Here is a 24,911-nt window from a genome sequence, read left to right on the forward strand (position 1 = left end):
TGTAGGCGTTAGCGTTTCATCCAGGTGTTTAACTCATCCAAGAACGCTAGGCACTGGCTGAGTTGATCAATTTCAATAAACTCATCGGGCTTATGGGCCTGGCGAATAGAGCCGGGCCCAAGAATTACCGAGGGGATGTCGCCATCGATCTCGAAAACCCCACCTTCAGACCCATAAGAGACCTTGCCACCACGCTCAGGAAGAATGGGTTCGAGCTTCTTGAACATCTCGCTGTCGGTGGCATCGCCCATGGCGGGGTAGGCAAATAGCTCTTGCCACTCAATGGCGGAATCGGCTGATTGGCGCTGCATGTCGGGTAGTAGAGTGGCCTCAATATCGCTGATCAGTGTTTGGATATCCGTGGCAGCGGCATCCTGGTCGATGCTGCGTAGCTCAAAGATAAAGCTACAGGTGTCGGGGGTGACGTTGGTCGCTACACCGCCTTCTATCATGGTGGTCAGTGTGGTGGCGTGGGGAACGGTAAAGTCGTGGTCGAAAGGGCCCTCTTGCTCATATCGTCGTGATCGTTCGGCGATCATGGTGATGATACGCGAGGCATACTCCACCGCATTGACATGTTGAGGGGAGAACGACGAGTGGCCCCCTTCACCGCGCACCGTCACCCGCATAGCGATCTTGCCCTTCTGGCCGTTGATCAGCTTCATCTCGCTGGGCTCACCGATAATGGCCAGGGCTGGTGGTACCTTAAGCGCGGCCAAGAAACGTGCCATGGCGGGGGCACCCAGGCAGCCTACTTCCTCATCATGAGAGAAGCAGAAATAGAAAGGTCGCTGCAGTTCGCCGCTGGCAAACGCCGGCGCCGCCGCCATCACACAGGCGGCAAAGCCTTTCATATCGCAGGTGCCCCGACCAAACAAGCGACTGCCGCGCTGCTCCATTTTGTACGGGTCGCTCTGCCAGTTCTTAGGGTTGGCGGGTACGACGTCCGTATGGCCAGAGAGGACGATACCAGGCATGTCGGCGGGCCCCAGACGGGCGACCAAATTGGCCTTTTCGCCGCTCTCATCTGGTAGCACCGTTACTTCCGCGCCAAGACTGGAGAAGAACGTCTCCATGTGATGAATAAGCTCGAGGTTGGAGTAAGCACTGGTTGTGTCGTAAGCAATCAGGTCAGCGAGGTGTGATACCGCGGCTTCCAACTGCGGGTGAGCGTTAGGCGTGGCACTAACTTGCATAATGTTCATTCCTTGGCAATAAGGGAGTTGTTGGCTCAGGCTTTGGCCTTCTTAAGCTGTTGACGAATCGTCACGACCACCACAAACACCGCCAGCGAAGCGAAAAGCCAGGTGATCGGCGACGACACCAGGATGCTGGGATCCCCGCGCGAGAGCGCAAGGGCGCGCCGCAGGTTCTCTTCCAGCATCGGGCCAAGAATGAAGGCGATTAAAAAGGGCGCGGCGGGAATGGCGAACAGGAACATGAAAAAACCAAATATGCCCATCGCCAGCAGTACGATGACGTCATACAGGCTGTTGGAGATAGAAAAAATGCCGAAGACGCATAGCGCAAGCACGATAGGCGCCATTAGGCCGGGGGGAATTCGCGAGATATGCGAGAAAAAGTGCATCGTTGCTTTACCCGCACCAAACAGCAGAACAGAGGAGAACAGCATGCCAATAAACAGCATGTAAACCTCATGAAGGTTGTTCTCAAACAGCATCGGGCCTGGGGTCATACCGTGAATCATAAAGGCGCCCAGCATCACGCCGGTAATCACATCGCCCGGCACGCCCAGCGCTAATAGCGGGATCATGGTGGAGCCACAGCAACCATTATTGGCGGACTCGGATGCCGCGATTCCTTCCAGTTCGCCTTTACCAAAGTTCTCGCGATTCTTTGAGCTACGCTGTGCTTCGCCGTAGGAGGAGAACGCCGCTGCCGAGGGGCCAATGCCGGGAATGGCTCCCATCACGACACCAATCATGCTGCCTTTTAGCATTGCCTTTAAGGATCGACGCAGCTCGTCTCGCGTTACGCGGTTATCGCCCAACTGCATGGGCTTATGGCTTTGGTTGTGACGAAAGACAATAATTTTAAGCAGCTCAGGGATCGCAAACAGACCGATGAGCACGGGCGCAACGGCAAGACCGCTCTGCATATCCACGGTTAGATCAAAGCGAAACGAGCCGTACATATCTTCGCCCACGGTGGCGAGCAGTAGCCCTAAGCACGCCGACACAAGGCCAAGCAGCAGCGAACGCCCTGACACCCCAGCGACGGTGGTGAGTGCGAATATCATCAGCATAAAGTATTCGGGTGGCCCAATACGCAGTGCGAGAAGCGCCAGTGGCGCGGCGATAAAAATCAGCGAAAGGTTGGAAATAAAGTCCCCGGTACAGGACGAATAGAGCGCCATGTTGAGGGCTTTGCCTGCCTTGCCCTGTTGGGCCAGCGGGTAGCCGTCAAGGGTGGTACAGGCGGCCGACGCGGTGCCTGGCGTCTTGATCAATATTGCGGATACCGAGCCGCCGTAGGTTGAGCCTTTGTAGAGCGCAACAAGTAATAAAATACTCGGTATCGGCTGCATATAAAACGTAAAGGGCAGCGCCAGCGTAACCGCCATGGTGCCGGTCATGCCGGGAATGGCGCCGATAATCACGCCACCCCAAATACCGGCGGCCATGATCAAAAAATTCTCAATAGTGGCCACCGCCTGGAAGGCAACCAGCAGGTCGTTGAGCATAGTGGTAAGTCCTATACGCGGTTGGTTAAATACCGATCGCCTTGAAAAGGCTGCCGACAGGGAAACGCGTATTGAGTGCGCTGGAGAAAAACAGGTAGAGAACCAGTGGGAGTGCGACAGCAACGATGGTCGCCACCACTTTATGGCGCCAATAACCGGTCAGTATCAGCATCGCCATCAACAACAGGATGCTCGATAGCAGAAAGCCGAGCAGCATCACGGAGCCGATAAACAGCGCAAAGGCCAGCACCGTCCAACCGAAGCGAGTGAGTAGTGTGGCAAGCGGCGTATCGCCACGTATTGAGCGGGCGTCTTCAGGGTCGGCGATGGCTTCGGTTTTACGTGAACAAGACAGCCCTACGAGCAGTATGCCCAATGCCATGCCGAGCATGGAAACCGTGCGTGGCCACATATCAGGCGGTGGCGCAAACCCGGGAATAAAGCGCGGGCGGGGCACATAGGCGGGTATCAGTAAAAACAGAACGATACCGAACAGCACCGTGATAACTAAACCGCGTGTTATACCCATGTCCCCTCCAGTGATGAAATGATGTAGGTAGTGACAACAACGTGGTGCTTAACGCTGACTCACTCCAGATAGCCAAACTGTTCTGCTAAGGTGCGATAAAACTCGTACTGCTCTTTTGCGTAGGTCTCCATATCGACACTACCGATGGTGGAAATTGAGCCACGATCATCAGCACGGCTGAGCCATGTCTCATCCTCAGCCACCTGCTCCATCACGTCAGCCCAAGTGTTAACCACTTCTTCAGGTAGATCTGGCGGGCCATACAGCGCGCTCCAACCAATCACTTGCCCAGCTAGCTCATAACCCAACTCTTCAGCAGTCGGCACGTCTGGGAGTGCTTCCATGCGCTCTGGTGAGAACACCATTAACGGGCGCATATCACCGCTCTCAATATGCGGCATTAGCGAAGCAGCAGCGATGGCGAGAAAATCAACATGCCCGCCCAGTAGCGCCGTTGCGAGCTCACCGCCCCCACGGTAGGGAATCAAGGTTGCCGCTGTCAGCGGATCCATTTCTGCGTCAGCCAGTAGTGACTGCACGGTAAAGCCATCGATGGCGGTGGCGCCGGAGGCGGCATAGCTCATCGCGCCCGGGTCGTTTTCAATGCCCTCCAGCAAATCCTCAACGCTTTCATAGGGTGAGTCGTCGGCCACGGCAAGAATCATCGGTGTGGCTTCCAATGGGCTAATAAAGGTGTACTCGTCCCAGTCAACGCTGCTGTTTTCGTTGACCGCTGGTGAGAGCGCCATACCGACGCGGGCTAATAGCAAGGTGTAACCATCGGGGTCAGCCTGTACGACATCACGAGCGCCGGTCATCCCCCCTGCGCCGGCTTGATTAACGACCGTGACAGGCTGACCTAGATATTCACGAGCAGACTCCGCTAGCGCCCGACCGGCCAGATCGGAAGCGCCGCCAGGGCCATAAGGAACTACCAGCGTGACGGGTTCGGAGGGGTAGCTCTGAGCATAGGCGGTGGAGGCAGCGAGAAGCGTTGCTGCCGCTAAGCTAAAGGTGAGTTTCATACTTGTCTCCGCAGTGGTTGTTGCATAGCTGTTATTGAATGGCTGCTACTTAATGGCTGCTACTTAATGGCTGTTATTGAAGGTCTGAGTAACGAGCATTAATTGAATCCAGCGCTTTAAACATAGACAGGTATGAAAAATGTTGCAACAATTCAATTTAGTATTCGTTTTTGTTCTAGTGGTGAGCCAAAGTTGCAAGCCTATCGTTTATGAAGACTGTTTTTATCTGCTGACTATTTAGCTAAAAGTTACTAAAAAGAGCTTAAGGTAATGAAAATAAAAGAAATTGAAGCTTTTGATGCCTTTATGAAACACGGCACTACAAAAGCGGCCGCAGAAACGTTAGGAATCAGTCAGTCAATGGTAAGCCGATTACTAATCGGGTTAGAGGATGAGCTAGGTTTTGCATTATTCAAACGTACCCGTAATCAGCTTTCCCCGACGTCAGAAGCCTTTTTATATCACGCGTCCGTATTGCGGCTGATGGCGAGTATTCGAGACACTCAAAAAGACGCGGATGCAATTTCTAATAACCAATTGGGCAGTGTCGTGGTAGCTGCACAACCCATTTTTTGCGATACCTTTTTGCTCGATGTGATTAAGCGCTTTAAACAAAATCACCCTCATGTAGGCGTTCGAGTCATCGATGCGGGGTTGCAAGAGTTGCTTAAAATGATCGACAACAATACCTGTGATGTGGCGCTGGGGATCACGCTTGAAGCCGACACTTATGGGGCCACCGCCAGTAGTCTTGCGCGTTGTTCTGCGCGCTGCATCATGCATCGTACGCATCCGCTCGCGAAGCAAGACGTTGTATCGATTTCTAGCTTACAAAACCAGACGTTCGTGGAGCTGATGGCGGATAGTCCTTTGCGTGCCCGCGTGGACTACATTATGCAGACAGTGGATATAAAGAGGCATATTGCCGCTGAAATGCGCCATATGCGTGGGGTGTGCGCATTAGTAGATCGCGGAGTTGGGGTCGCAGTCATTGATCCCATCGCAGAGCTACTGCTGCAGGGAACAGCGGTTGTATCAAAGCCCATGGAGCCAACGATTGAGTGGGAAATGGCCTTACTTAAATCTAAACACAAGCCGTTAAGTAATGTGGCTGAATCCTTCTGCGAAGAGATATACGCTGAAATTGATAGCTTGCATCAAATGGGAATACTAACTTCACTAAAATAAAACAGCGCGACGAACATATGACTTAACAGGAGACCGCCCCATGCAGCTCTATTTAAACACCTCTTCTCCCTATGCACGCGTTGTGCGTGTTTGCCTCTATGAAAAGCAACTGATCGAGCGCACTGAGCTTTGCTGGTGCGACCCTTGGGCGGCGGATAGCGAGCTTGTACAGATTACACCACTGAGCCGTATTCCAACGCTGGTAACCGATGCGGGTGACGTCATCACCGAGTCGCTGTTGATTGCTCATTATCTGGATGCAGTGGGTGAAGGGCCGTCTCTGATACCCAGTACAATACTAGCTGAAACTCTGGCGCTGGCAGGTCTGGGGCAGGGCTTGATGGACGCTGCCTTTAACGTGGTGATCGGCCGTAAGCATGGTGGTAATGAAGTGGATACGACGCTGTTGGGGCAGCGCCGTTTAAAAGCGATCGAACGCACGTTGATAACGCTTAATGCCCATCCCAGCGTGCTGGCAGGCAGTGCCCAGCGCACCCTGGGGGCGATTACCGTTGCCGTGGCGCTGGCGTATATCAGCTTTCGCCTACCGGCCTTTGATTGGCAAAACCGCTACCCGACGCTACATGCCTGGCAGGCGAAGGTGGTGGAGGGCGAGAGCTTCGCGCTAACTGAATTTGAGTAGGAACCCACTATTTCAGATAGCGCGTAAAGACTAGGCCATCGCGAGGTGGAGACAGCCCGTAGATTCACCCCTCCCGGCGATAGATCAAATCCCAAACCCCGTGCCCCAGTTTCTCGCCGCGGGCTTCAAACTTGGTCAATGGGCGGAACGCCGGGCGCGGTACATAGGGGGCGGTTTCCGCACTGGCGGTATTGGTATAACCGGGCGCTGCTTCCATGACTTCTGCCATCCACTCCGCGTAGGCTTCCCAGTCGGTGGCCATATGGAAGGTGCCGCCGGGCATCAGGCGCGTACGGATCAGCTCAACAAAGGCAGGCTGCACGATGCGCCGTTTGTGGTGCTTCTTCTTCGGCCAGGGGTCGGGGAAGAACAGCTGCAGCGTGGTCAGCGAGCCTTCGGGCAGGCACTGTTCGAGCACTGCCAGGGCATCCTCGCGGTAAACGCGCAGGTTGGTGAGGCCACGCTTATCGACTTCGTCGAGCAACTTGCCAACGCCAGGGGCGTGGACTTCAATGCCGATAAAGTCGGTGTCTGGGTGAGTCTCGGCCTGTTCTATCAGCGAGTTGCCCATGCCAAAGCCGATTTCCACTACCCGCGGCGCCTGACGGCCAAATAGGGCGTCCAGGTCTTGGCGACCGTCGGCGATGGTCAGGCCAAACCGCGGCCAAATCTCCTCTAAGCCACGGTTTTGTGCCTGGGTCATACGACCCGCGCGGATTACGTAGCTTTTAATGCCGCGGCGATGTAGCGGTGCCTCTGAGCTTTCCGGGCGAGTGGTGGTCTCAGCCGTGTTTTCGGGGGCGTCGTTGCTTTCGTTAGCGGCGCTTTTGGGTTCAGTCATGGGGTCTCGAATCAATTAACCGTTAATACGGCCAGCAAAAGGTGAAGAGGGGTCGGCGGATTGGCGGCGCGGCATACGGCCGGCTAAAAACGCATCGCGCCCGGCTTCCACGGCCAGCTTCATGGCGTTGGCCATGCGCAGCGGGTCGCGGGCGTGAGCAATGGCGGTATTGAGCAGTACGCCGTCGCAGCCGAGCTCCATGGCCATGGCCGCATCTGATGCCGTGCCAATGCCCGCATCCACCAGCACCGGTACGCTGCTCTGCTCAACAATCAAGCGCACGTTGTGCGGGTTCTGAATGCCGTGACCCGAGCCAATCAACGAGCCTAGCGGCATGATGGCGCAGCAGCCCATGGCTTCTAATTCGCGTGCCACAATAGGATCATCGCTGGTGTACACCATGACGTCAAAGCCATCGGCAAGCAGCGTTTCGGCGGCTTTTAGCGTCTCGACCACGTTGGGATAGAGCGTGTGGTCGTCGCCCAGGACTTCCAGCTTGACCAGGTTGTGACCGTCGAGCAGCTCGCGGGCCAAACGGCAGGTGCGCACCGCATCTTTAGCGTTGTAGCAGCCGGCGGTATTGGGCAGCAGGGTGTATCGTTCGGGGGAAATAACGTCTAACAGGTTGGGCGCATCGGCGTCCTGGCCTAAATTAGTACGGCGTACCGCAAAGGTCACGATTTCAGCGCCGCTTTGGGCAATGGCGGCGCCGGTTTCGGTGAAGTCTTTGTACTTGCCTGTTCCAACCAGCAGGCGCGAGTGAAAATCGCGTCCGGCGATGGTTAGCGGGGTATCGGCTAGCGCTACATGCGTTTGTTGGGTCATAGTGTTTCCTTTAGCCGCCGCCAATCGCGTGAACCACTTCCACTTGGTCACCATCGACCAGGCGGGTGTCGGCGTGTTGGCTGCGGGGGACGATCTCTTCGTTAATTTCGACGGCGATACGACGACCGCTAAGGCCCAGCTGTTCAACTAAGTCGGCGGCGGTGAGGCCGGTGGACAGCGTATGGGGTTCGCCGTTTAGACGTATCTGGATAGACATAGATAGGCGTGTCTCATTCGTCGTGGCAGTTCGTTCTCTAGGGTATTCTCTATTGTAGCGGTTTCGCGCCGTGCAAGGTAAGCCGTAGGTGCAATCAGCGCGATGGATGCCAACCACAATAGGTGTAGGAGAGTAGCGTGCAACGAACAGACAAAGTGTGGTGGTGTATCGCGGCGCTATCGGGCGCGATGATGGTAATGCTAGGTGCCTATGCCGCCCATGGCTTGGCGGCGCGCACCACAGAAACGATGGTGAGCGCTGTTGAAACCGGCGTGCGCTATCAGGCCTGGCATACGCTAGCCATCATGATCGTGCTGGTATGGCGCCAAGTGCAGCCGCTTGCCGGACAGCGTTGGGTGCTGGCGCTGTGGGCGCTAGGCATGTCGTGTTTTTCAGGCTCGCTCTACTTGATGGTACTGGCAGGACTGAATCTTGGCATTATTACGCCTGTCGGCGGGCTGTTGTTGATGGCCGGTTGGCTGGCGCTTGGTGGAGTAGCTCTATTAGCGCCGCGCCGTCATCGCTCACCTTGACCTTGGGGCAACACACAGGTTGTAAGCTTTATGCTTCTGACGTTTTTATGGCTGAGTGTCGCTTCGTGTTACTCATTATCTTTTCGCCGTTTCCATCAAGGAGGTTATTTATGAACCGCTTAACTACCTCGCTAGTCCTGTCTGGTGCACTGGTTCTGGGGGCGGCTTCTGCCCATGCGGCACTGCCTGACGAGGCTACGCTGTATAAAAACCCCCAGTGTGGCTGCTGTGATGAATATGCGCGCCATCTTGAAGCGCTTGGCGTAGAAGTAACGATCATTGATGACGTAGAGCTGGGTGATATCAAGCAGCAGGCGGGCGTCCCCTATGGTTTAGGGTCGTGCCATACCATCGAGATGGGCGCGTATTGGATTGAAGGCCACGTGCCGTTGGAAGCGGTTGCCAAACTGTTTGAAGAGCAACCTGACGTCGATGGCATTGGCCTGGCGGGCATGCCCATTGGCACGCCGGGTATGCCAGGGCCTCAGGATGAACCCTATAACGTCTATGCCTTTAGCGACCAGCAAGATGAGCCATTCATGACGCTGGCGCCGTAATGCTGTGCGCCTCAGGCTCGTTACCTGGTAGGCGCTTTTTGCGAAGGTTGCGGGTGAGTGCCACAACCGCCATTCCCATAGTTAGCATACGGCATCCACTGCCTGTTTTTGCGTGGACATAAAACGCATAGCCTAGCGTAGCAACAGCGTGTACAGAGGATGCCATAGATTTTTTCAGAACCTTTTTATGCTCAATAGCCGGGTTGTTCACCTCAATCATGACTATGCTGAAGTCGTTACGACATCCATAAAACGACAGCAATGAGCAGGGAAGGCGCATAGTTATGAACCCACCTAATAGCGCTGAAAGGCATCGCGAAACCGCACAGAATGGCACGGAGCGCTCGAACGTCTCTTTAGTGGTCAATGGAGCAAAGCACCAGCTCGAACTGGATAACCGAACGACGCTGCTAGATGCCTTACGTGAACATTTAAAACTCACTGGCACCAAAAAGGGCTGCGACCACGGACAGTGCGGCGCCTGCACGGTGTTGGTGAATGGCGAACGGATTAACGCCTGCCTGACGCTGGCGGTGATGCATGAAGGTGATGACGTGGCGACCATCGAAGGATTGGGAGAGCCCGACCATCTTGATCCCATGCAGCAAGCGTTTCTCGATCATGATGCCTTCCAGTGCGGCTACTGCACGCCGGGGCAGATTTGTTCGGCAAAGGCAGTACTCGAGGAGATTCGAGCGAACCTGCCCAGCCATGTAACGAGGGATCTGACCGCACCGATTGAGGTGACCGACGTCGAGATTCGCGAGCGGATGTCGGGCAACCTCTGCCGCTGCGGCGCTTACGCCAATATTCTAAAAGCCATTAATCAGGTGGCGGAGGAGCACGCATGAGAGCCTTCTCCTATGAACGCGTATCTGATCCTGCTCAGGCGGCTGCCCGTGCCGCTGAAGTGCCTGGCGCCAAATTTATCGCCGGTGGCACCAACCTGCTTGATTTAATGAAGCACGAGATTGAAACCCCGCTGCACCTGATTGATGTAACGGGTACTGGGCTCAATGCTATTACGCCTACCCCAAGCGGAGGTCTGCGTGTGGGGGCTTTGGTGAGTAACAGCGCGCTAGCCGCCGACCCACGAATTCGTCGCGATTATGCGGTGCTCAGCCGGGCACTCGTCTCAGGCGCATCGGGCCAGCTTCGCAATAAAGCCACTACCGGCGGTAATCTGCTCCAGCGCACCCGCTGCCCGTATTTTTACGATACAGGGATGCCCTGCAACAAGCGCTCGCCTGGGGCTGGCTGTGCGGCACTCGACAAAGGCGCCAGCTCGCGTGGGCTAGGCGTTATTGGCACGTCAGAGGCGTGTATTGCCACTCACCCCTCGGACATGGCCGTTGCGCTTAGGGTATTAGATGCCGAAGTGGAAACCATCACGCCTAGTGGGGAGACGCGGCGTAAGCCACTGGATGCGTTTTACCAGCTGCCTGGAGACACTCCCGAGGTAGAAAACACCCTGGAGGCGGGCGAGATGATTACCGCCGTTGAGCTGCCCGCGCCTGTTGAAGGCCGCCACGCCTATTTTAAGGTGCGTGACCGAGCCTCTTACGCATTCGCGCTGGTCTCCGTTGCGCTTATCCAAACGCTGGATGGCAAAGGCCGTGTCGCGCTTGGCGGCGTGGCCCCGAAGCCTTGGCGCCGTGACGAAGCCGATGCAGCGCTGCCGCAGGGAGCTTCAGCGGTCATGAGCCGATTACTGGACGGCGCCCGCCCGACCCAAGACAACGCTTATAAGCTTACCCTAGCAGAGCGAACGCTTGCCACGCTGCTGGCTCAGGAGTGACCCATGGACTTTAATCAATCAGCGGAAGATAACCTGTTCGATCGCGCCCGTATTATTGGCAAACCCCATGCGCGAATCGACGGCACGCTTAAGGTGATGGGGTGTGCGCCCTATGCTTACGAGCGTCATGACGTTGTGGCAAACCAACTGGTGGGTTATCCCCTGTGCGCGACCATTGCCAAGGGTCGAATTACCCATATGGATGCGTCTGCTGCCCGTGTTGCACCAGGCGTTGTGTCAGTAGTAACGACGCTGGAGATTGAGCCCCTTGATCGCTCGGAAAACAACGTTGCCCGGCTGTTCGGTGGCGATAAGATTGCCCACTACCATCAGGCCATCGCGGTAGTGGTGGCGGATACCCTGGAGCAGGCGCGCAGCGCCGCGGCGTTGATCGATGTCAGCTATCAACAAGAGAAGGGAATCTTTGATCTTGAGGAGGTCTGGAAACAGCCAGATAGCACCGGTGAACCGTTGGCAGATGTGGGTGACGTTGACGCGGCGTTTCAAACCGCGGCCTTCACGCTAGATGAAGTTTATCGCACCGCTTCCCAAAGCCACGCCATGATGGAGCCCCACGCAACGATCGTGGACTGGTCGGATGGCGGCCAGATGACGGTGTGGACGTCAAACCAGATGATCGAAATGAATAAACAGGCGTTGGCGACCTCCTTCAATATCGACCCCGACACGATTCGCGTCGAAAGCCCCTACATCGGCGGTGGCTTTGGCGGAAAACTGTGGCTACGCGCTGACGCGGTACTCGCCGCCCTCGGCTCGCGGGCCTCGGGTCGGCCGGTCAAGCTGGCTTTACCTCGCCCGCTGGTGTTTAACAATGCCACACACCGCTCCGGCACCATTCAGCGCCTGCGCATTGCGGCCGATGCCCAGGGCAAGATAACTGCCTTCGACCATTCGGCAGTTTCGCATACCCTGCCCGGTGGCAGTGGCGAGAACCCGGTCAATCAAACCCGCACGTTTTATGCCGGTGCGAGTCGCCGAGTCGCTCATCAGCCTGTTGAGATGGATTTACCCGAATCGGCGGATATGCGCGCTCCTGGAGAAGCCTCAGGGCTTGCCGTGCTGGAAATTGCCATGGATGAAATGGCGCAGAAGCTGGGGATGGATCCCGTCGAGTTCAGGATATTCAACGACACCCAAGTCGATCCGGAAGATCCCTCAAAGCCCTTTAGCGACCGCCATTATGTCGAATGTTTACGCCAAGGTGCAGCAGCCTTTGGCTGGGAGGCGCGCAACCGCACGCCAGGGGAAAAACGCGAAGGAGAGTGGTTGATCGGCCACGGTATGGCAGGGGCCTATCGCAGAGCGCCCACGCTGGATTCCGGGGCACGCGTACGTTTGCAGGGCGGGCGACTGATCGTTGAGACCGATATGACCGATATCGGCACCGGCTCCTACACCATTCTTGCTCAGACGGCTGCCGAGACGATGGGGATGGCCATGGAGGACGTTGAGATTCGGCTAGGCAACAGTGCCTATCCCACTTCTTCGGGGTCGGGCGGGCAGTTTGGCGCAACTAGTTCTACCGCTGGCGTGTACGCCGCCTGTTTGGCGCTTCAAGAGCAGATCGCCAAGCGTTTGGGCGTTGAAACGCCGCGTTTTGAGAACAGCCGCGTACTAGCCGGGGATACTGATTTGGCGCTTGCCGACGTGGCAGATGGTGAGGAGCTTGTCGCCGAAGATACGATCCACTTTGGCGACTTTAAAGACGACATGCAGATTGGCACCTTTGGGGCGCATTTCATCGAGGTGGGCGTGCATGCCTATACCGGCGAAACGCGTGTTCGGCGTATGCTCGCGGTGTGTGATGCGGGCCGCATCCTAAATCCGATCACCGCCCGTAGCCAAGTGCTCGGCGGTATGACGATGGGCGTGGGTGCTGCGTTGTCGGAGGGGCTAACCGTTGACCTTGAGCGCGGTTTCTTTGTTAATCACGACCTTGCCAGTTACGAGGTTGCGGTTCATGCCGATATCCCCGAGCAGGAGGTTATTTTTCTGGATACCACGGATGCGGCTTCATCGCCCCTGAAATCCAAGGGAGTCGGTGAGCTGGGCATCTGCGGCGTTGCGGCGGCTATCGCCAACGCGGTTTATAACGCCACCGGCGTTCGGGTGCGTGAATACCCCATAACCCTTGATCGAATGATCGACCAACTCCCTGATACTGCACCTTGATAGCCTGACGCGGGGTGGCTCAGGCTGAAACGTCATCAGGTTTTTGAGGCAATGCATAGCTGGCGGTGACATGCACCACGGGTCGCGTTTCGTCGCTGGCTGAGAATAGCTGTACTTCGCCCACCGCTAAGCGACGGCCGAGTTTGATCAGCTTGGCGTGGGCGATAATGTCATGATCACCGGACGCTGCGCGGAGGAAGTGGCAGTTTAAGTCGCTGGTCACCGCCATGGGTTCGGGGCCGATCTGTGCCAAGATCGCCACGTACATAGCCACATCCGCAAAGCCCATCATGGTGGGCCCGGAAACCCGCGGGCCGGGGCGTAGGTGCTCGTTGCCTATCTTCAAGCGCAGGGTGGCCGTCATGTCACCCACGCTCTCTATCTTGCCCATCCGCTGGGGAAACACTTCATCTAGAAAGTGTTCGATTTGCTCGGCAGTCATTACGGTCATTATTGTTTTCCTTTATAAAAAAAGCCCCGAGGTATGAGCCTCGAGGCTGATTACACCGTAAAACGATCTTACTTCGCTTTATGCACCTGACGCCACTCGTGGAGTAGCGGTTCAGTGTAGCCGGAAGGCTGCACGCGGCCTTTGAAGATCAGATCGGAGGCGGCTTTGAAAGCAGTGGAGCCTTCAAAATCGGCGCTCATGGCGGTGTAGGTGGGGTCGCCAGCGTTCTGCTCATCGACTACTTTGGCCATGCGCTTGAGGGTCTCTTCCACCCGCGGTGCATCGACAATGCCGTGTAGCAGCCAGTTGGCAATGTGCTGGCTGGAGATACGCAGCGTGGCGCGATCTTCCATCAGGCCCACGTTGTGGATGTCCGGCACTTTTGAACAGCCCACGCCGTGCTCTACCCAGCGCACTACGTAGCCGAGAATACCCTGGCAGTTGTTATCCAACTCCTGCTGCTTCTCTTCATCCGACCAGTTGGCGTTTTCCGCTACCGGCACGGTGAGTAGGTCGTCCAGATAGTCGGGCTCGCCCAACGCTTCCAGCTCGCGTTGAACGTCTGTGACGTTGACCTGATGGTAGTGCAGGGCGTGCAGCGCAGCAGCGGTAGGGGATGGCACCCAAGCGGTGTTGGCACCGGCTTTTGGGTGACCGATTTTCTGCTCCAGCATGTTGTGCATCAGATCTGGCATGGCCCACATGCCCTTACCGATTTGCGCACGACCACGCAGACCGCAAGCAAGACCCACTTGTACGTTGCTCTTCTCGTAGGCCTGAATCCAAGCGGCGCTCTTCATGTCGCCCTTACGCACCATGGGGCCCGCTTCCATGGCGGTATGCATTTCGTCGCCGGTGCGGTCGAGGAAGCCGGTGTTGATAAACGCCACCCGTGAAGCCGCTTCAGCGATACACGCTTTTAGGTTGACGGTGGTGCGGCGCTCTTCATCCATGATACCCATTTTCAGGGTGTCACGGTTCATGCCCAAAATGTCTTCAACGCGGCTAAACAGCTCGTTGGCGAAGGCAACTTCTGTAGGGCCGTGCATCTTCGGCTTAACGATGTAAACCGAACCGGTGCGTGAGTTGCGCGGCTGGTCGGCGTCTTTCTTCAGATCATGCAGCGCGAGCAGTGAAGTGACCACCGCATCAAGGATACCTTCCGGTAGCTCGTTGCCTTTCTCATCCAAAATCGCCGGTGTGGTCATTAGGTGACCCACATTACGCACGAACATCAGCGAACGGCCGGGTAGGGTTACGCTGCTGCCATCGGTGGTTTGCCAGGTGCGGTCGGCGTTAAGCTTGCGGGTAAACGTCTTACCGTTTTTTTCGATCGTCTCTTCCAGATCGCCCTTCATCAGGCCCAGCCAGTTGCTGTAAACGCCCACTTTATCTTCTGAATCCACAGCCGCTACGGAGTCTTCACAATCCATGATGGCGGTCAGCGCGGCTTCCACCACGACATCTTTAACGCCTGCCGGGTCGGTTTTGCCGATGGAGTCGTTGGGATCGATCTGGATTTCCAGGTGCAGGCCGTTGTTACCCAACAGAATCGCGTCGGGCTTGGCCGCTTCGCCAGTAAAGCCGATCAGCTTGCCAGAATCTTTCAGGCCGGTTTCACGACCACCTTCCAAGGTCACCACCAGATGCTCATCACGAATGGCGTAGTTCACCGCATCACGGTGCGAACCAGTCGCCAGCGGTGCCGCGCGGTCAAGCACGCCGCGGGCATAGGCAATCACTTTGGCGCCACGTTTCGGGTTGAAGCTGGTGCCTTTCTCTGCGCCATCCTCTTCGGAAATCGCATCGGTGCCGTACAGGGCGTCGTAAAGGCTGCCCCAGCGCGCGTTAGCCGCATTCAGCGCATAGCGTGCGTTGCTCACCGGTACAACCAGCTGCGGGCCTGCCTGAACGGCTACTTCACGGTCAACGTTGGCAGTGGTCGCTTTGACGTTAGCCGGTGCTTCAGCCAAGTAGCCAACCTCTTTCAGGAAGCGGCGGTATCCCGGCATATCGGTGACCGGGCCGGGGTTTTCCCGGTGCCACACGTCAAGTTTTTCTTGCAGCGTGTCGCGCTCTTCCAGCAATTGACGATTTTTAGGGGTCAAATCATGAAACAGAGCATCCACACCGGCCCAAAAGGCGTTTTCATCAACACCTGTTCCCGGTAGCGCCTGCTCATTTATAAAACGGTCTAAATCGGCTGCCACTTGTAAACGGTGGCGCGTGATACGCTCGCTCATGGGGTTTCTCCTGTGAGGATGCCCGTGGGGAATGTGTTGGCCACGGTCAGAGTAAAATGTATTTATGGAAAATAATTCCACACCTGCTCGGGCATGTAAACAGCGTAGACCCTAATGCGGTAAAATGCTCGACCAAATGACTAGGTATTAGGTTTTGGGAATGCGGCTCGACAGCCGCGTCTAGGCCAACGGAACATGGCGTTATGGAGAAACAACGATGCGTGATTTCCAACATCTGGAAGGCTTGTTTCGCCACGCCTCGGGCGATACCGCTCTTAGCCGCCTGTTGCCAGGGGAAGTATTGGCAGACGCCATGCAAGGCTATTTCCACCACTATGGCTTAGAAGCACTGCTGTTAGATACCAGTGAAGTGCATGCAGGCTTTATCGATACAGGGCGCTTTGCGCTGTGGTGCCAAGTGTGGAGCCCCCCGCAGCCGGTGGGCACTGCCTTTGTGGTACATGGCTATTTCGATCATATGGGGCTATATCGCCATTTGCTTGAACGCCTGCTGGCTAAGGGGTGGCGAGTGGTGCTGTGGGATCTTCCCGGCCACGGCCTTTCCAGCGGTGCGCGGGCGGCAATAGAAGATTTCGATGATTATCAGCACTGCCTGGCCCATTTGCAGATGACCCTAAAGAGCCAAGCCATGGCGCCTGAGCCGTGGTTAGGCGTGGGCCAGAGTACCGGTGGGGCGATTCTGGCTACCGATGCACTCACCCGCCGTGAGGCGTCCGGCTGGTCGGGTTTGGTGCTGCTGGCGCCCCTGGTGCGGCCTTGGGGATGGAGCCAAACCAGCTGGCTGCACTTGATTGCCAGCCCGTTCGTAAAAGAGTTGCCGCGTAAATATCGCCCCAACTCTACCGACGAGCAGTTCACCGAGTTTCTACGTGAGGGTGACCCGCTGCAGCCTGAGCGCTTGAGCGTTGCCTGGGTGAGCGCTATGCGCCGCTGGATGCCTCGCCTACTGGCCCAGGAGCCCAACCCACTGCCTACCCTGATACTCCAGGGCGAGCAGGATTTGACCGTCGATTGGGAGTGGAATTTAGCGATTCTGGCGAAGAAGTTTCCTAATGCCGAAATTCATCGTCACCCGGAAGCTCGCCACCACTTGGTAAACGAGGCAGATCCCATCCGTGAAGTGCTGTTTGAAGCGTTGGATAACTTTGTAGATGGGTTTGTTGAAAGTGCTAGCCAATAGATTTTGTAAAACACATTGGCGAGATTACTCCCTATACGTCACGAGCACTGAATAAACCCCGCTACGGGGTTATTCAGTGCTTTTACCTTTCTATGTTCATACCTACTTTCATTACTGGGCGTTCAGGAAGTCCTCTACATCGAGCAGTATCAGTTCATTATCATCGGCGCGATCCTGCTGGCGGCCAATCGAGAACGGGTAGTTATTGTCGTTGGCAACCACGATGGTGCTCTCATCGACACGATCCACGTTCTCAATGGTCACAAAGGGAAAGTTAAAGGTGCCGTTGATCGTGCCCCGCGGTGCAAGGCCCTCTGGATCCTGGATGTCCATCAAGTCGATATAGGCGATTTTCTCAAGTACACCCTGCTCGTCCGTACGTTCGAGGTCGATGAGATAGATGCGTTTGAACTCGGCGGGATTCTCTGCCCACTCTTCTCGCGGGTCGCCCTGGCGGCTATCACGCTCAATGATTAGGCCGCGGGTACCGCCAATAAGATTGAAATCGCCAATCGCATGATCCGCTGACTCCAAGGGGTAGTAGCGGGTTGCGTCGCCCCATTCGCCGGTTTCAGTATGGAGCTCGAACATTCTTAACACAGGGACGTCATCAATGGTTTCCGGGGCGTTGGCGTTGCTGTCCCAGACTGGCTTTTCCAATAAGGGATAAAGGGTTGTTTGGTCTTCGGAGAGCGCCATGCCTTCATAGCCGCCGGAGCGAAACACCACCACATCATCAGCGAGAGGCGCGCCAGGGTTCGGGGTGAGGGCAAAGGCATTGTCGGGTGAGCGCATTAGTGTGCCGCCTGGGTCTGTGGCCAGCACCTGCAACACCTCACCTTCGTTATCGACCTGGATAATCCAGGGGCCGAACTCATCGCCAATCCAGTAGCTATCGCCCACCGGCTGTATCGATTCGAGGTCGAAATCGGCACCGGTTAAGAATCGGCCAGGGGTGGCTTCATTCATAATCGGGAAGGGCACCTTGCGGTTTGGATCCGAGAGTTGAACGGTCTCCTCAACGATGACACGCCCAGTGTCCCAGTCAGTCTTTATGATGTTAAACATCAGAATGACGTCGGAGGAGTTCGCCTTGGAGCCAAAGCCGTTATCGGTCAACACCAGGAAACGGTTATCGCCAAGTGAGCGAATACCAGAAAACCCCTGAAGAGGCTGGCTGGGGAAGGGTAGCGCTAGGCCGGTCTCTTGCATGTTCGTATACAGCTGCTCAACGCGGCCCTCTTGGCCAGTAAAACGGCCTGAGACGTTGTAGTGCTCAGCGGCACCGGCAGGGGCCGTCACAAAGGTGCTGCCGGGCAGTTGGGCATGGCCGGACAGTGTGGCGGGGAAGCTCTGCTGGGCGTGTGCCGTACTGGTAAACGCAAAGGCGAGTAGAGCAGTCGCTAGTAACGGCTTTGTCATCACTATTTCACCATTTGGGAAGAGAAATTAGAGCAGGTGCAGCGTTTGCTAATTTTCATCCGTAATAGTGATAGTTGAATGACAAAGTGCAGACGTTTTAATGGCAGCAGGGTTTCACATCGAGTCTGGCCCTGAGTCGTAAAATACGCCTTGCTCAACAGGCGTAAATATTAATAAATGGTGTGGCTTTCAAATATATTATTCAAAGAGGAAATGACAATGGGATCATCGGTCAAAAAGGTACTGGTATTTGCGGGCAGTGCCCGAGAAGCGTCACTGAATAAGCAGCTAGCCAAGCTGGCCGCCAAGCGTATTGAGGCGCTTGGCGGGGAAGCCACTTTTATCGATTTAAAGGATTACCCCTGCCCACTGTTTGATGAAGATATCGAAGCCCAGGGCATGCCGGAGAATGTGCTGAAGCTGCGTGAGATTCTTGCGGATCACCAAGCAGTGATGATCGCCTCGCCGGAGTACAACGGTTTTATCACCCCGCTGCTGAAAAACACTCTGGACTGGCTGTCACGACCCTACCAGGATACGCCGGGGCTCGGGTTGTTTGCCGGTAAGTGGGCAGCGCTGGTGGCGGCTTCCCCCGGTGGGCTAGGTGGCATCCGTGCGCTACCGCTGGGCCAGCAACTGTTAGCCAATCTGGGGCTGGTTGTGCTGCCACAGCCATTATCGCTGGCAAAAGCGGGCAGCGCCTTCAACGATAGTGGCGCGTTACACGATGAAACCACGGGGCAGAAGCTGGATGCGTTGTGCCAACGCCTAGTGGACTCACTCGCCGCCACTCGCTAACCGTCCAGTGGGTTGCGGGGGCTTACGCCCCCTTTAGCATCCGATCCAGCTGGCGGTAACCAATGGCCTCAATTAGATGCGGCTGGGTGGGCTTGGGTTCGCCCTGAAGGTCGGCCAGGGTCAGGGCTACGCGCAGTACGCGGTGATAGGCGCGGGCGGAGAGCTTGAGCTTTTCGAGCACGCCCGCAAGCCAAGCGCGCTCTTCATCGTTAAGCGCACAGGCGGCCTCCAGGGCTTTGCCGCTTAGCTGGCTATTCAGCGCGCCGCGGGCCATTTGGCGTTCTCGGGCGGCCATCACCCGCTCACGCACGGCTTCTGAAGACTCGCCTTGGGTTTGTGCGGTGAGCTGATCTGGCGGCAGGGCAGGGACTTCCACCTGGAGGTCTATGCGGTCTAGCAGCGGCCCGGAAAGCCGCGCTTGATAACGTTGGATTTGACTGGCGGTACACTGGCAGCGCTGGCGCGGATCGCCCAAATGGCCGCAGGGGCAAGGGTTCATTGCAGCGACGAGCTGGAATTGAGCTGGGTAACGGCGCTCATGGCTGGCGCGGGCTAAATGGATCTCTCCCGTTTCTAGCGGTTGGCGCAAAACCTCTAGCACATGGCGGGAAAACTCCGGTAGTTCATCCAAAAACAGCACGCCGTGATGAGCCAGCGATATCTCTCCGGGTTTGGGTTTTGAGCCGCTGTCATTTTCAGCAATTAATGCGACCCTCAGCGCGTAATATCGGGCTATTATGGTAGTCTGTACAAGATTGAGTGCGACAGAATTAATAGTAATTGCTGCGACAGACCGCGTTTTGTTCAATATTTGGTGCGACTGCTCATGCCACTGCCTACATCCGTTCGTAACATCGGCCCTACCCGACGAAGTGTGTCTGGCTACTATGCCTTTCGCGGGGAGGAGTCTATTGCGTTCGAGTCGACGCTCGAACGTGATTTCCTCATCAAGGCTGACTTTGATGTAAGCGTCCTTGGTGTGATTTCCCAGCCGTGCGAGATTCCGTTTCATCATCCCGTGACCGGTAGACGCTACACCTACACGCCGGATTATTTGGTTTATTACCGTCTCGGTAATCGTGATTACAGGGATTACCCAAAACCTCTCCTGGTGGAGGTCAAACCACGGGAAAAGTGGCAAGCACATTGGCGTGAATGGTCGCCTAAATGGAAGGCGGCGATGCGGCATGCCAGCAACGAGGGGTGGTCATTTAGCATTCATGACGAGAGCCGCATTCGTGATAAGACCCTGGACAACATCACCTTCTTGGCGCGCTACAAACGAATGGTGTTTGCCTCGGTTGAAAGCCAGGCAGTGCTCAACACGGTGAGGGAGATGGGGGTGGCGACCTTGGATTACCTGTTGTCTCGGCACTTCATGGGTGACATTTATCGGGCAGAGGGAATTGCGCATTTATGGCATCTGCTGGCGACCCGGCAGCTAGATTGCGATATGGCGCAATCCTTTAGCCCTCTATCAGAGGTGTGGATACCCGATCATGAATAATCCTCGTGACAACACAGATGAACCCAGTAACGGTGTTGCCCAAACACGCCAACACTTGCAAATCACGGTGGGTGAGCAGGTTCAGAAAGGTGACACCGTTTACCGAATTTCTCAGGTGCTCGATTTTGAGACGGTCATTGGTATAGCCGTTGAGTCCGGGCGTAGTTGTCCGCTTCGCATCAGTGAATTAACGCCTTTCCATAGAGGGCCTGCTCCCCTTGAGCAGGATTTGTCTGAGATTGGGGATGCCGATTGGCGGGAGGCTGAGCATCGCCTTTCCATTATTAAGCCCTTGGTGGATCGCCATACCGTAGGGCGAGATGCAGCGGAAGAGCGTGCTAAACAAACAGGCGTGGATACGGCCACGATCTACCGTTGGTTGAAGCGGTACAAGGCGACGGGCTCGGTGCTTGCTTTGATTCCTCAAAAGCCAGGATGGAAGAAGGGTAAGTCGCGTATCCCTGCGCATGCCGAGGCGGTCATTCAGGAAGTCATCAAAGACGTGTACCTGACGCTGCAGCGTCCCTCCGCACAAAAAGCAGTTCAGGAAGTGATGCGGCGTTGCCATGAACGGCGCATCGACCCGCCGAGCCCTGGTACCGTTCGTGCTCGTCTGCGGGATATTCCAGAGCGCGACCGGTTGCGTGGCCATGGCTTCAGAGACAAAGCCATTAACAAGTTTCAGCCAGCGGCCGGGAAGTTTCCCAATGCGGACTATCCGCTAGCGGTCATGCAGATTGACCACACGCCCGCCGATATTATTTTGGTCGATGACGTGCATCGCAAACCGATTGGCCGACCATGGATCACGTTGGCCATGGACGTGTGCACTCGCGTAGTCACAGGCTATTACTTATCGTTCGACCCACCCTCTGAAACATCCGTCGGCATGTGTGTGGCTCAATCAATGCTCCCTAAAGATGAATGGTTGCTGCTGCATAACGTGGAGGCTGAGTGGCCGGTATGGGGCATGCCCGCCACGATTCATGTCGATAACGGCCCCGATTTTCGCTCAGAGACGTTTCGGCGCTCATGCCTAGCCTATGGAATCAACCTTGAATTTCGGCCTGTTAAGCAGCCTCGTTACGGTGGCCACATCGAGCGGTTGCTGGGCTCTCTTCTCAAGGAGATCCATAACCTGCCTGGGACGACCTTTTCCTCCATTAAAGAGAAAGAGGGGTACGATCCCGAGAAGCACGCGGCCATGACGAAAAGCGAGTTTGAAGAGTGGTTGGTGACGTTGATTTGTAAGGTTTATCACCAGCGTCTTCATTCTGGCATTGGTATGTCACCGATGCGGAAATGGGAAATCGGTGTGTTTGGCAATGCCGATGTGCAGGGAGTGGGCTTAGCACCACGGCCTGCTAATAGACTTTCTGTATTGCTCGACTTTTTGCCCAGCTTTCAGCGCACGATCCAGACTTTTGGTGTGACCATCGATGGCATGAACTATTACGATGAGGCGCTCAGGCCATGGATCAATGCCAAAGATCCAGACACGTCGAACAAGAAACGCACCTTTGTGTTTCGGCGTGACCCTCGTGACATTAGCGTCATTTGGTTCAAAGATCCGGAGCTCGGGCAGTATTTTCGTGTCCCCTTTGCCAATCTCGCCCTCCCCTCGATGAGTGTTTGGGAGTATGCCCAGGCCAAAGCGCGCCTTCGCCAGGAAGGTAGGAGTTCGGTCAATGAGTCTGAAATCCTACGCGCTATCAGTGAACTGCGAACCCATGTGGAGGAGTCGCAAGCACGTACCAAGCGAAGTCGCCGTCAGGCACAACGACGTAAAGAGCATGAGAAAAAGGTGACGCCTGCTGATCCCCTTTTACATGCGCCTTCAACCGCAGCTCCCAAAGAGTCACCCGCTCAGGCAGACGGTCTCTTATCGGGTGATATCGATGTGAACTGGGACATATCATGAGCACACACCTTCATCCTGATCTTCGTTATGTCTTGGGACTGTCAGCTAAAGAGCGAATGGAGTTTATGGATCAACCGCGATGGTTGGGGTACCCATTGGCCAATCGTGTCATCGAGGTCATGCGTGGGCTGATGGAGAAGCCTAGCCGTCCTCGTATGCCTAACCTATTGCTCGTGGGTGATTCCAACAACGGAAAAACCACCATCGTTCAACGGTTTCGTAAACAGTACGGTGAGGGCTACGTGAATGAAGACGTAGAACCGGTGAAACCCGTGATCGTCACTCAAGCCCCACCTAGTGCTGATGAGAAAAGTCTGTATGTCGCAGTGCTAGAGAGCTTTTGGGCTCCCTATCGGCCTTCAGACCCGGTACCCAAGCTGCGCTACCAGGTGATTCATCAACTGCGGGCTTGCCATACGCGCCTGTTGATCATTGATGAGTTCCACTCATTGTTAACAGGTGGAGCCGTCAAGCAGCGGGAAACGATGAATGCCATCAAGCTCCTATGCAACGAGTTGATGATACCCATCGTGGGTGTGGGTACGCAGGATGCTGTGCGTGTGCTGCATTCAGACCCGCAACATGCGAGCCGTTTTGATGTGGTTGCATTGCCGAAGTGGGAGCTCAATCAGGAGTTTCAGAAGCTGCTTGCTGGCTTTGAGAAGATCCTGCCGCTCCAACACCCTTCCCAGCTGCATGAGCCGCAATTGGCGACTCAGCTCCACGCGATTTCTGGCGGTAATTTGGGTGACTTGCACCGGCTGCTGGTTGAGTGTGCGAATGCCGCTATTGTGTCTGGAGCTGAGCGCATCGATGAGAAAATTATTCAGAGTAAATCATGGGTGCGACCTACCCGTGGCATTAGGGAAGTGATGTTGTAATGCCTTGGGCGCTGAGTGTGCCTCTGCTGCCTGAGGAGTCCCTTTCCTCATGGCTCGTTCGGGCGGCGTTGCGACAGGGGTGTGATCCTTTATCGCTCACCGGGGCTATCTGGCCATCATGGCGTGTATGGACAAGGGACATTGATCGGGAAATCCCCCTCGCAAGAATGCGTCCATTGGTGAATGCCTCGGGGAATACTCCCGCCAAGTTTCAGAAGGCGGGGATGCGGGAGGACTGTGAGAAAGTGGCAGGTGACTCATTACCGGAAATGCGAACTTGGCCCTGGCTGTTGGCCCTCGGTAGCCGAAATCGACTACGCCATGGAGGACAGCAAGTATGCACATTGTGCTTGGCAGAGGACTCTACCCCTTACTTACGCCGACACTGGCGATTCGCTTGGCACATTGGGTGCGGCTTTCATGGAGTGCAACTGATAGATGAGTGTCCGGTATGCAAGGCCCCTATAGAGCCTCATCGTCTGTCAGCGGAAGATCAACATTTAGCTCAATGCAGTCGGTGTCATGAGGATTTTAGACAAGCAGTATGCACGTCGCCTTTACCTGAGGCGTTCCGTTTCCAGGTGCTGGCTGATCGTGTTTTAAAAGGAGAGAGAGCAGGATTTGGGAGCAGCTCTATCGCAGTCGCGGATTGGTTTTCTATGGCGAGCTTTTTGGTTGGCGTTATGCGACGTGCAAGTCGGCGGCCCTCATCACCCCTCGCGGAAGCGCTTCTGTCGTTAGGTATTCCCGTCGTGAATAACCGCATGCCTATCTCTGGGTTGGCGTTTGAGCTGTTGCCTATCAGCGAGCGGAGTGCTTTATTGACGGCGGTTGAGCGCTTCATGGACATAGGTATTGAGGAGGCGTTCGATGCGTTGGTCGCGTTCAATGTGAAAACGAGCGCGCTTTTTGATCCTCGAAAGTCACCTCCTGTTGTCCTGTTACCGATACTATCACGATTATCTCATCATCCTCATGGGCCACATCGCCGCCGCGTTCAACCGGATCATCGCCCTACGTCGGAGCGTGCTGTTAGAGCCTCTTGGGCGCGTTTGAAACGCAGAATGAAAGCGGAGCCATCCTCTTGAATCAACACCAAATGGTCGGCTGCGATGAGTGTGGCCGGGAAGTTTCCAAATTGTGGCGACGTCATAAGGGGCATGGTTACTGCTCAACCTGCTATGCCCGTGTGTTTAAGCGGCGGATGTGCCCACAGTGTGGTGAGTTTGCCCGTCTGCCTAAAAATGACCCAGAAGCCGTCTGTCGCCAATGTGACGTCGACAAACCGTGTGCACGGTGTGGCAAAGCCAGTTCAGACTACACCATCGGCAAGGTCACTTCCTACGGCCCTGTCTGTAACGCCTGCGCTCCCTATTTTAGAGAGCCAGAACCCTGTGAGGGGTGTGGGAAGGCGTCTCAACGTCTTACCCGAGT

The 24,911-nt window shown here is 55.8% G+C and carries 23 protein-coding genes and 1 pseudogene; 13 read left to right on the plus strand and 11 right to left on the minus strand.

Annotated features, from left to right (window positions below; translation table 11 throughout):
• Positions 1-8 precede the first annotated feature (8 nt).
• The 4 genes from argE to JI62_RS10770 are packed head-to-tail and all read right to left on the minus strand — an operon-like array spanning position 9 to position 4,258.
• Positions 9-1,196, minus strand: a complete 1,188-nt coding sequence (argE, locus tag JI62_RS10755) for an acetylornithine deacetylase (protein WP_088700151.1) — start codon at positions 1,194-1,196, stop codon at positions 9-11.
• A 35-nt stretch (positions 1,197-1,231) separates the two neighbouring features.
• A complete protein-coding gene (locus JI62_RS10760; RefSeq protein ID WP_088700152.1) occupies positions 1,232-2,704 on the minus strand; it encodes a tripartite tricarboxylate transporter permease in 1,473 nt (490 codons plus the stop codon).
• Positions 2,705-2,729: 25 nt separating this feature from the next.
• Entirely contained in the window at positions 2,730-3,233 is a 504-nt protein-coding gene (locus JI62_RS10765; protein WP_088700153.1) for a tripartite tricarboxylate transporter TctB family protein, read from the minus strand.
• Positions 3,234-3,292: 59 nt separating this feature from the next.
• Complete coding sequence (locus JI62_RS10770; protein WP_088700154.1) at positions 3,293-4,258, minus strand: Bug family tripartite tricarboxylate transporter substrate binding protein; 966 nt, start codon at positions 4,256-4,258, stop codon at positions 3,293-3,295.
• 270 nt (positions 4,259-4,528) lie between these two features.
• On the opposite strand from JI62_RS10770, the gene JI62_RS10775 reads away from it, so the two are divergent.
• Positions 4,529-5,446, plus strand: coding sequence for a LysR family transcriptional regulator (locus JI62_RS10775; RefSeq protein ID WP_088700155.1), 918 nt, complete (start codon positions 4,529-4,531; stop codon positions 5,444-5,446).
• A gap of 40 nt (positions 5,447-5,486) precedes the next feature.
• Positions 5,487-6,089: a glutathione S-transferase N-terminal domain-containing protein gene (locus JI62_RS10780; protein ID WP_088700156.1), complete on the plus strand. Its 603-nt coding sequence runs from the start codon at positions 5,487-5,489 to the stop codon at positions 6,087-6,089.
• A 64-nt stretch (positions 6,090-6,153) separates the two neighbouring features.
• Here JI62_RS10780 and trmB read toward each other — a convergent pair whose 3' ends face one another.
• From trmB to thiS, 3 genes are read right to left on the minus strand one after another with little or no spacing between them, the layout of a single operon-like run.
• Positions 6,154-6,930, minus strand: coding sequence for a tRNA (guanosine(46)-N7)-methyltransferase TrmB (gene trmB, locus JI62_RS10785; RefSeq protein WP_088700157.1), 777 nt, complete (start codon positions 6,928-6,930; stop codon positions 6,154-6,156).
• A 15-nt stretch (positions 6,931-6,945) separates the two neighbouring features.
• The gene (locus tag JI62_RS10790) at positions 6,946-7,755 is read right to left on the minus strand and encodes a thiazole synthase (protein WP_088700158.1); all 810 of its coding nucleotides are present in this window, start codon (positions 7,753-7,755) and stop codon (positions 6,946-6,948) included.
• Between the two features lie 10 nt (positions 7,756-7,765).
• Positions 7,766-7,972, minus strand: a complete 207-nt coding sequence (gene thiS / locus JI62_RS10795) for a sulfur carrier protein ThiS (protein WP_088700159.1) — start codon at positions 7,970-7,972, stop codon at positions 7,766-7,768.
• A 137-nt stretch (positions 7,973-8,109) separates the two neighbouring features.
• On the opposite strand from thiS, the gene JI62_RS10800 reads away from it, so the two are divergent.
• The 5 genes from JI62_RS10800 (at position 8,110) to paoC (ending at position 13,053) form a co-directional block, all read left to right on the plus strand.
• A complete protein-coding gene (locus JI62_RS10800) occupies positions 8,110-8,505 on the plus strand; it encodes a DUF423 domain-containing protein (RefSeq protein WP_088700160.1) in 396 nt (131 codons plus the stop codon).
• Between the two features lie 110 nt (positions 8,506-8,615).
• Entirely contained in the window at positions 8,616-9,062 is a 447-nt protein-coding gene (locus tag JI62_RS10805) for a DUF411 domain-containing protein (protein WP_088700161.1), read from the plus strand.
• A 284-nt stretch (positions 9,063-9,346) separates the two neighbouring features.
• Positions 9,347-9,913, plus strand: coding sequence for an aldehyde dehydrogenase iron-sulfur subunit PaoA (gene paoA / locus JI62_RS10815; RefSeq protein ID WP_088700163.1), 567 nt, complete (start codon positions 9,347-9,349; stop codon positions 9,911-9,913).
• Positions 9,910-10,860 (plus strand): FAD binding domain-containing protein, encoded by a 951-nt coding sequence (locus tag JI62_RS10820; protein WP_088700164.1) that lies wholly within the window; start codon positions 9,910-9,912, stop codon positions 10,858-10,860. Before paoA ends, JI62_RS10820 begins: the two co-directional genes overlap by 4 nt.
• A gap of 3 nt (positions 10,861-10,863) precedes the next feature.
• Positions 10,864-13,053, plus strand: a complete 2,190-nt coding sequence (gene paoC / locus JI62_RS10825; protein WP_088700165.1) for an aldehyde oxidoreductase molybdenum-binding subunit PaoC — start codon at positions 10,864-10,866, stop codon at positions 13,051-13,053.
• Positions 13,054-13,072: 19 nt separating this feature from the next.
• Here the strand turns inward: paoC and JI62_RS10830 are convergent, their stop codons facing one another.
• Positions 13,073-13,504, minus strand: coding sequence for a PaaI family thioesterase (locus JI62_RS10830; RefSeq protein ID WP_088700166.1), 432 nt, complete (start codon positions 13,502-13,504; stop codon positions 13,073-13,075).
• A 68-nt stretch (positions 13,505-13,572) separates the two neighbouring features.
• On the minus strand, positions 13,573-15,747 hold the full coding sequence (locus JI62_RS10835; RefSeq protein ID WP_088700167.1) for a malate synthase G: 2,175 nt from the start codon (positions 15,745-15,747) through the stop codon (positions 13,573-13,575).
• 217 nt (positions 15,748-15,964) lie between these two features.
• Here JI62_RS10835 and JI62_RS10840 point away from each other — a divergent pair, with 217 nt between their 5' ends.
• A complete protein-coding gene (locus tag JI62_RS10840) occupies positions 15,965-16,948 on the plus strand; it encodes an alpha/beta hydrolase (RefSeq protein ID WP_088700168.1) in 984 nt (327 codons plus the stop codon).
• Positions 16,949-17,059: 111 nt separating this feature from the next.
• On the opposite strand, the gene JI62_RS10845 is transcribed toward JI62_RS10840, so the two are convergent.
• On the minus strand, positions 17,060-18,370 hold the full coding sequence (locus tag JI62_RS10845; protein ID WP_240513218.1) for an esterase-like activity of phytase family protein: 1,311 nt from the start codon (positions 18,368-18,370) through the stop codon (positions 17,060-17,062).
• Positions 18,371-18,589: 219 nt separating this feature from the next.
• On the opposite strand from JI62_RS10845, the gene JI62_RS10850 reads away from it, so the two are divergent.
• On the plus strand, positions 18,590-19,168 hold the full coding sequence (locus JI62_RS10850; protein WP_240513219.1) for an NADPH-dependent FMN reductase: 579 nt from the start codon (positions 18,590-18,592) through the stop codon (positions 19,166-19,168).
• A 22-nt stretch (positions 19,169-19,190) separates the two neighbouring features.
• Here JI62_RS10850 and JI62_RS10855 read toward each other — a convergent pair.
• Positions 19,191-19,853 (minus strand): annotated as a pseudogene (locus JI62_RS10855) (ATP-binding protein); the annotation flags it as partial.
• Between the two features lie 141 nt (positions 19,854-19,994).
• On the opposite strand from JI62_RS10855, the gene JI62_RS10860 reads away from it, so the two are divergent.
• The 4 genes from JI62_RS10860 to JI62_RS23200 are packed head-to-tail and all read left to right on the plus strand — an operon-like array spanning position 19,995 to position 24,565.
• Entirely contained in the window at positions 19,995-20,675 is a 681-nt protein-coding gene (locus tag JI62_RS10860) for a TnsA endonuclease N-terminal domain-containing protein (protein ID WP_088700171.1), read from the plus strand.
• Positions 20,668-22,596, plus strand: a complete 1,929-nt coding sequence (locus JI62_RS10865) for a Mu transposase C-terminal domain-containing protein (RefSeq protein WP_088700172.1) — start codon at positions 20,668-20,670, stop codon at positions 22,594-22,596. The genes JI62_RS10860 and JI62_RS10865 overlap by 8 nt, the downstream gene beginning before the upstream one ends.
• Complete coding sequence (locus tag JI62_RS10870) at positions 22,593-23,477, plus strand: TniB family NTP-binding protein (RefSeq protein WP_088700173.1); 885 nt, start codon at positions 22,593-22,595, stop codon at positions 23,475-23,477. The genes JI62_RS10865 and JI62_RS10870 overlap by 4 nt, the downstream gene beginning before the upstream one ends.
• Complete coding sequence (locus JI62_RS23200) at positions 23,477-24,565, plus strand: TniQ family protein (protein WP_088700174.1); 1,089 nt, start codon at positions 23,477-23,479, stop codon at positions 24,563-24,565. Before JI62_RS10870 ends, JI62_RS23200 begins: the two co-directional genes overlap by 1 nt.
• The last annotated feature ends 346 nt before the right edge of the window (positions 24,566-24,911 follow it).

Origin of the sequence: Halomonas campaniensis (genome assembly GCF_002211105.1) — a bacterium.
Classification (GTDB): Bacteria; Pseudomonadota; Gammaproteobacteria; order Pseudomonadales; family Halomonadaceae; genus Vreelandella; species Vreelandella campaniensis_A.

Coding starts and splice junctions, on each gene's coding strand:
- argE (WP_088700151.1), bottom strand. CDS start 1,196: ATGCAAGTTAGTGCCACGCCTAACGCTCACCCGCAGTTGGAAGCCGCG.
- JI62_RS10760 (WP_088700152.1), bottom strand. CDS start 2,704: ATGCTCAACGACCTGCTGGTTGCCTTCCAGGCGGTGGCCACTATTGAG.
- JI62_RS10765 (WP_088700153.1), bottom strand. CDS start 3,233: ATGGGTATAACACGCGGTTTAGTTATCACGGTGCTGTTCGGTATCGTT.
- JI62_RS10770 (WP_088700154.1), bottom strand. CDS start 4,258: ATGAAACTCACCTTTAGCTTAGCGGCAGCAACGCTTCTCGCTGCCTCC.
- JI62_RS10775 (WP_088700155.1), top strand. CDS start 4,529: ATGAAAATAAAAGAAATTGAAGCTTTTGATGCCTTTATGAAACACGGC.
- JI62_RS10780 (WP_088700156.1), top strand. CDS start 5,487: ATGCAGCTCTATTTAAACACCTCTTCTCCCTATGCACGCGTTGTGCGT.
- trmB (WP_088700157.1), bottom strand. CDS start 6,930: ATGACTGAACCCAAAAGCGCCGCTAACGAAAGCAACGACGCCCCCGAA.
- JI62_RS10790 (WP_088700158.1), bottom strand. CDS start 7,755: ATGACCCAACAAACGCATGTAGCGCTAGCCGATACCCCGCTAACCATC.
- thiS (WP_088700159.1), bottom strand. CDS start 7,972: ATGTCTATCCAGATACGTCTAAACGGCGAACCCCATACGCTGTCCACC.
- JI62_RS10805 (WP_088700161.1), top strand. CDS start 8,616: ATGAACCGCTTAACTACCTCGCTAGTCCTGTCTGGTGCACTGGTTCTG.
- paoA (WP_088700163.1), top strand. CDS start 9,347: ATGAACCCACCTAATAGCGCTGAAAGGCATCGCGAAACCGCACAGAAT.
- JI62_RS10820 (WP_088700164.1), top strand. CDS start 9,910: ATGAGAGCCTTCTCCTATGAACGCGTATCTGATCCTGCTCAGGCGGCT.
- paoC (WP_088700165.1), top strand. CDS start 10,864: ATGGACTTTAATCAATCAGCGGAAGATAACCTGTTCGATCGCGCCCGT.
- JI62_RS10830 (WP_088700166.1), bottom strand. CDS start 13,504: ATGACCGTAATGACTGCCGAGCAAATCGAACACTTTCTAGATGAAGTG.
- JI62_RS10835 (WP_088700167.1), bottom strand. CDS start 15,747: ATGAGCGAGCGTATCACGCGCCACCGTTTACAAGTGGCAGCCGATTTA.
- JI62_RS10840 (WP_088700168.1), top strand. CDS start 15,965: ATGCGTGATTTCCAACATCTGGAAGGCTTGTTTCGCCACGCCTCGGGC.
- JI62_RS10845 (WP_240513218.1), bottom strand. CDS start 18,370: ATGACAAAGCCGTTACTAGCGACTGCTCTACTCGCCTTTGCGTTTACC.
- JI62_RS10850 (WP_240513219.1), top strand. CDS start 18,590: ATGGGATCATCGGTCAAAAAGGTACTGGTATTTGCGGGCAGTGCCCGA.
- JI62_RS10860 (WP_088700171.1), top strand. CDS start 19,995: ATGCCACTGCCTACATCCGTTCGTAACATCGGCCCTACCCGACGAAGT.
- JI62_RS10865 (WP_088700172.1), top strand. CDS start 20,668: ATGAATAATCCTCGTGACAACACAGATGAACCCAGTAACGGTGTTGCC.
- JI62_RS10870 (WP_088700173.1), top strand. CDS start 22,593: ATGAGCACACACCTTCATCCTGATCTTCGTTATGTCTTGGGACTGTCA.
- JI62_RS23200 (WP_088700174.1), top strand. CDS start 23,477: ATGCCTTGGGCGCTGAGTGTGCCTCTGCTGCCTGAGGAGTCCCTTTCC.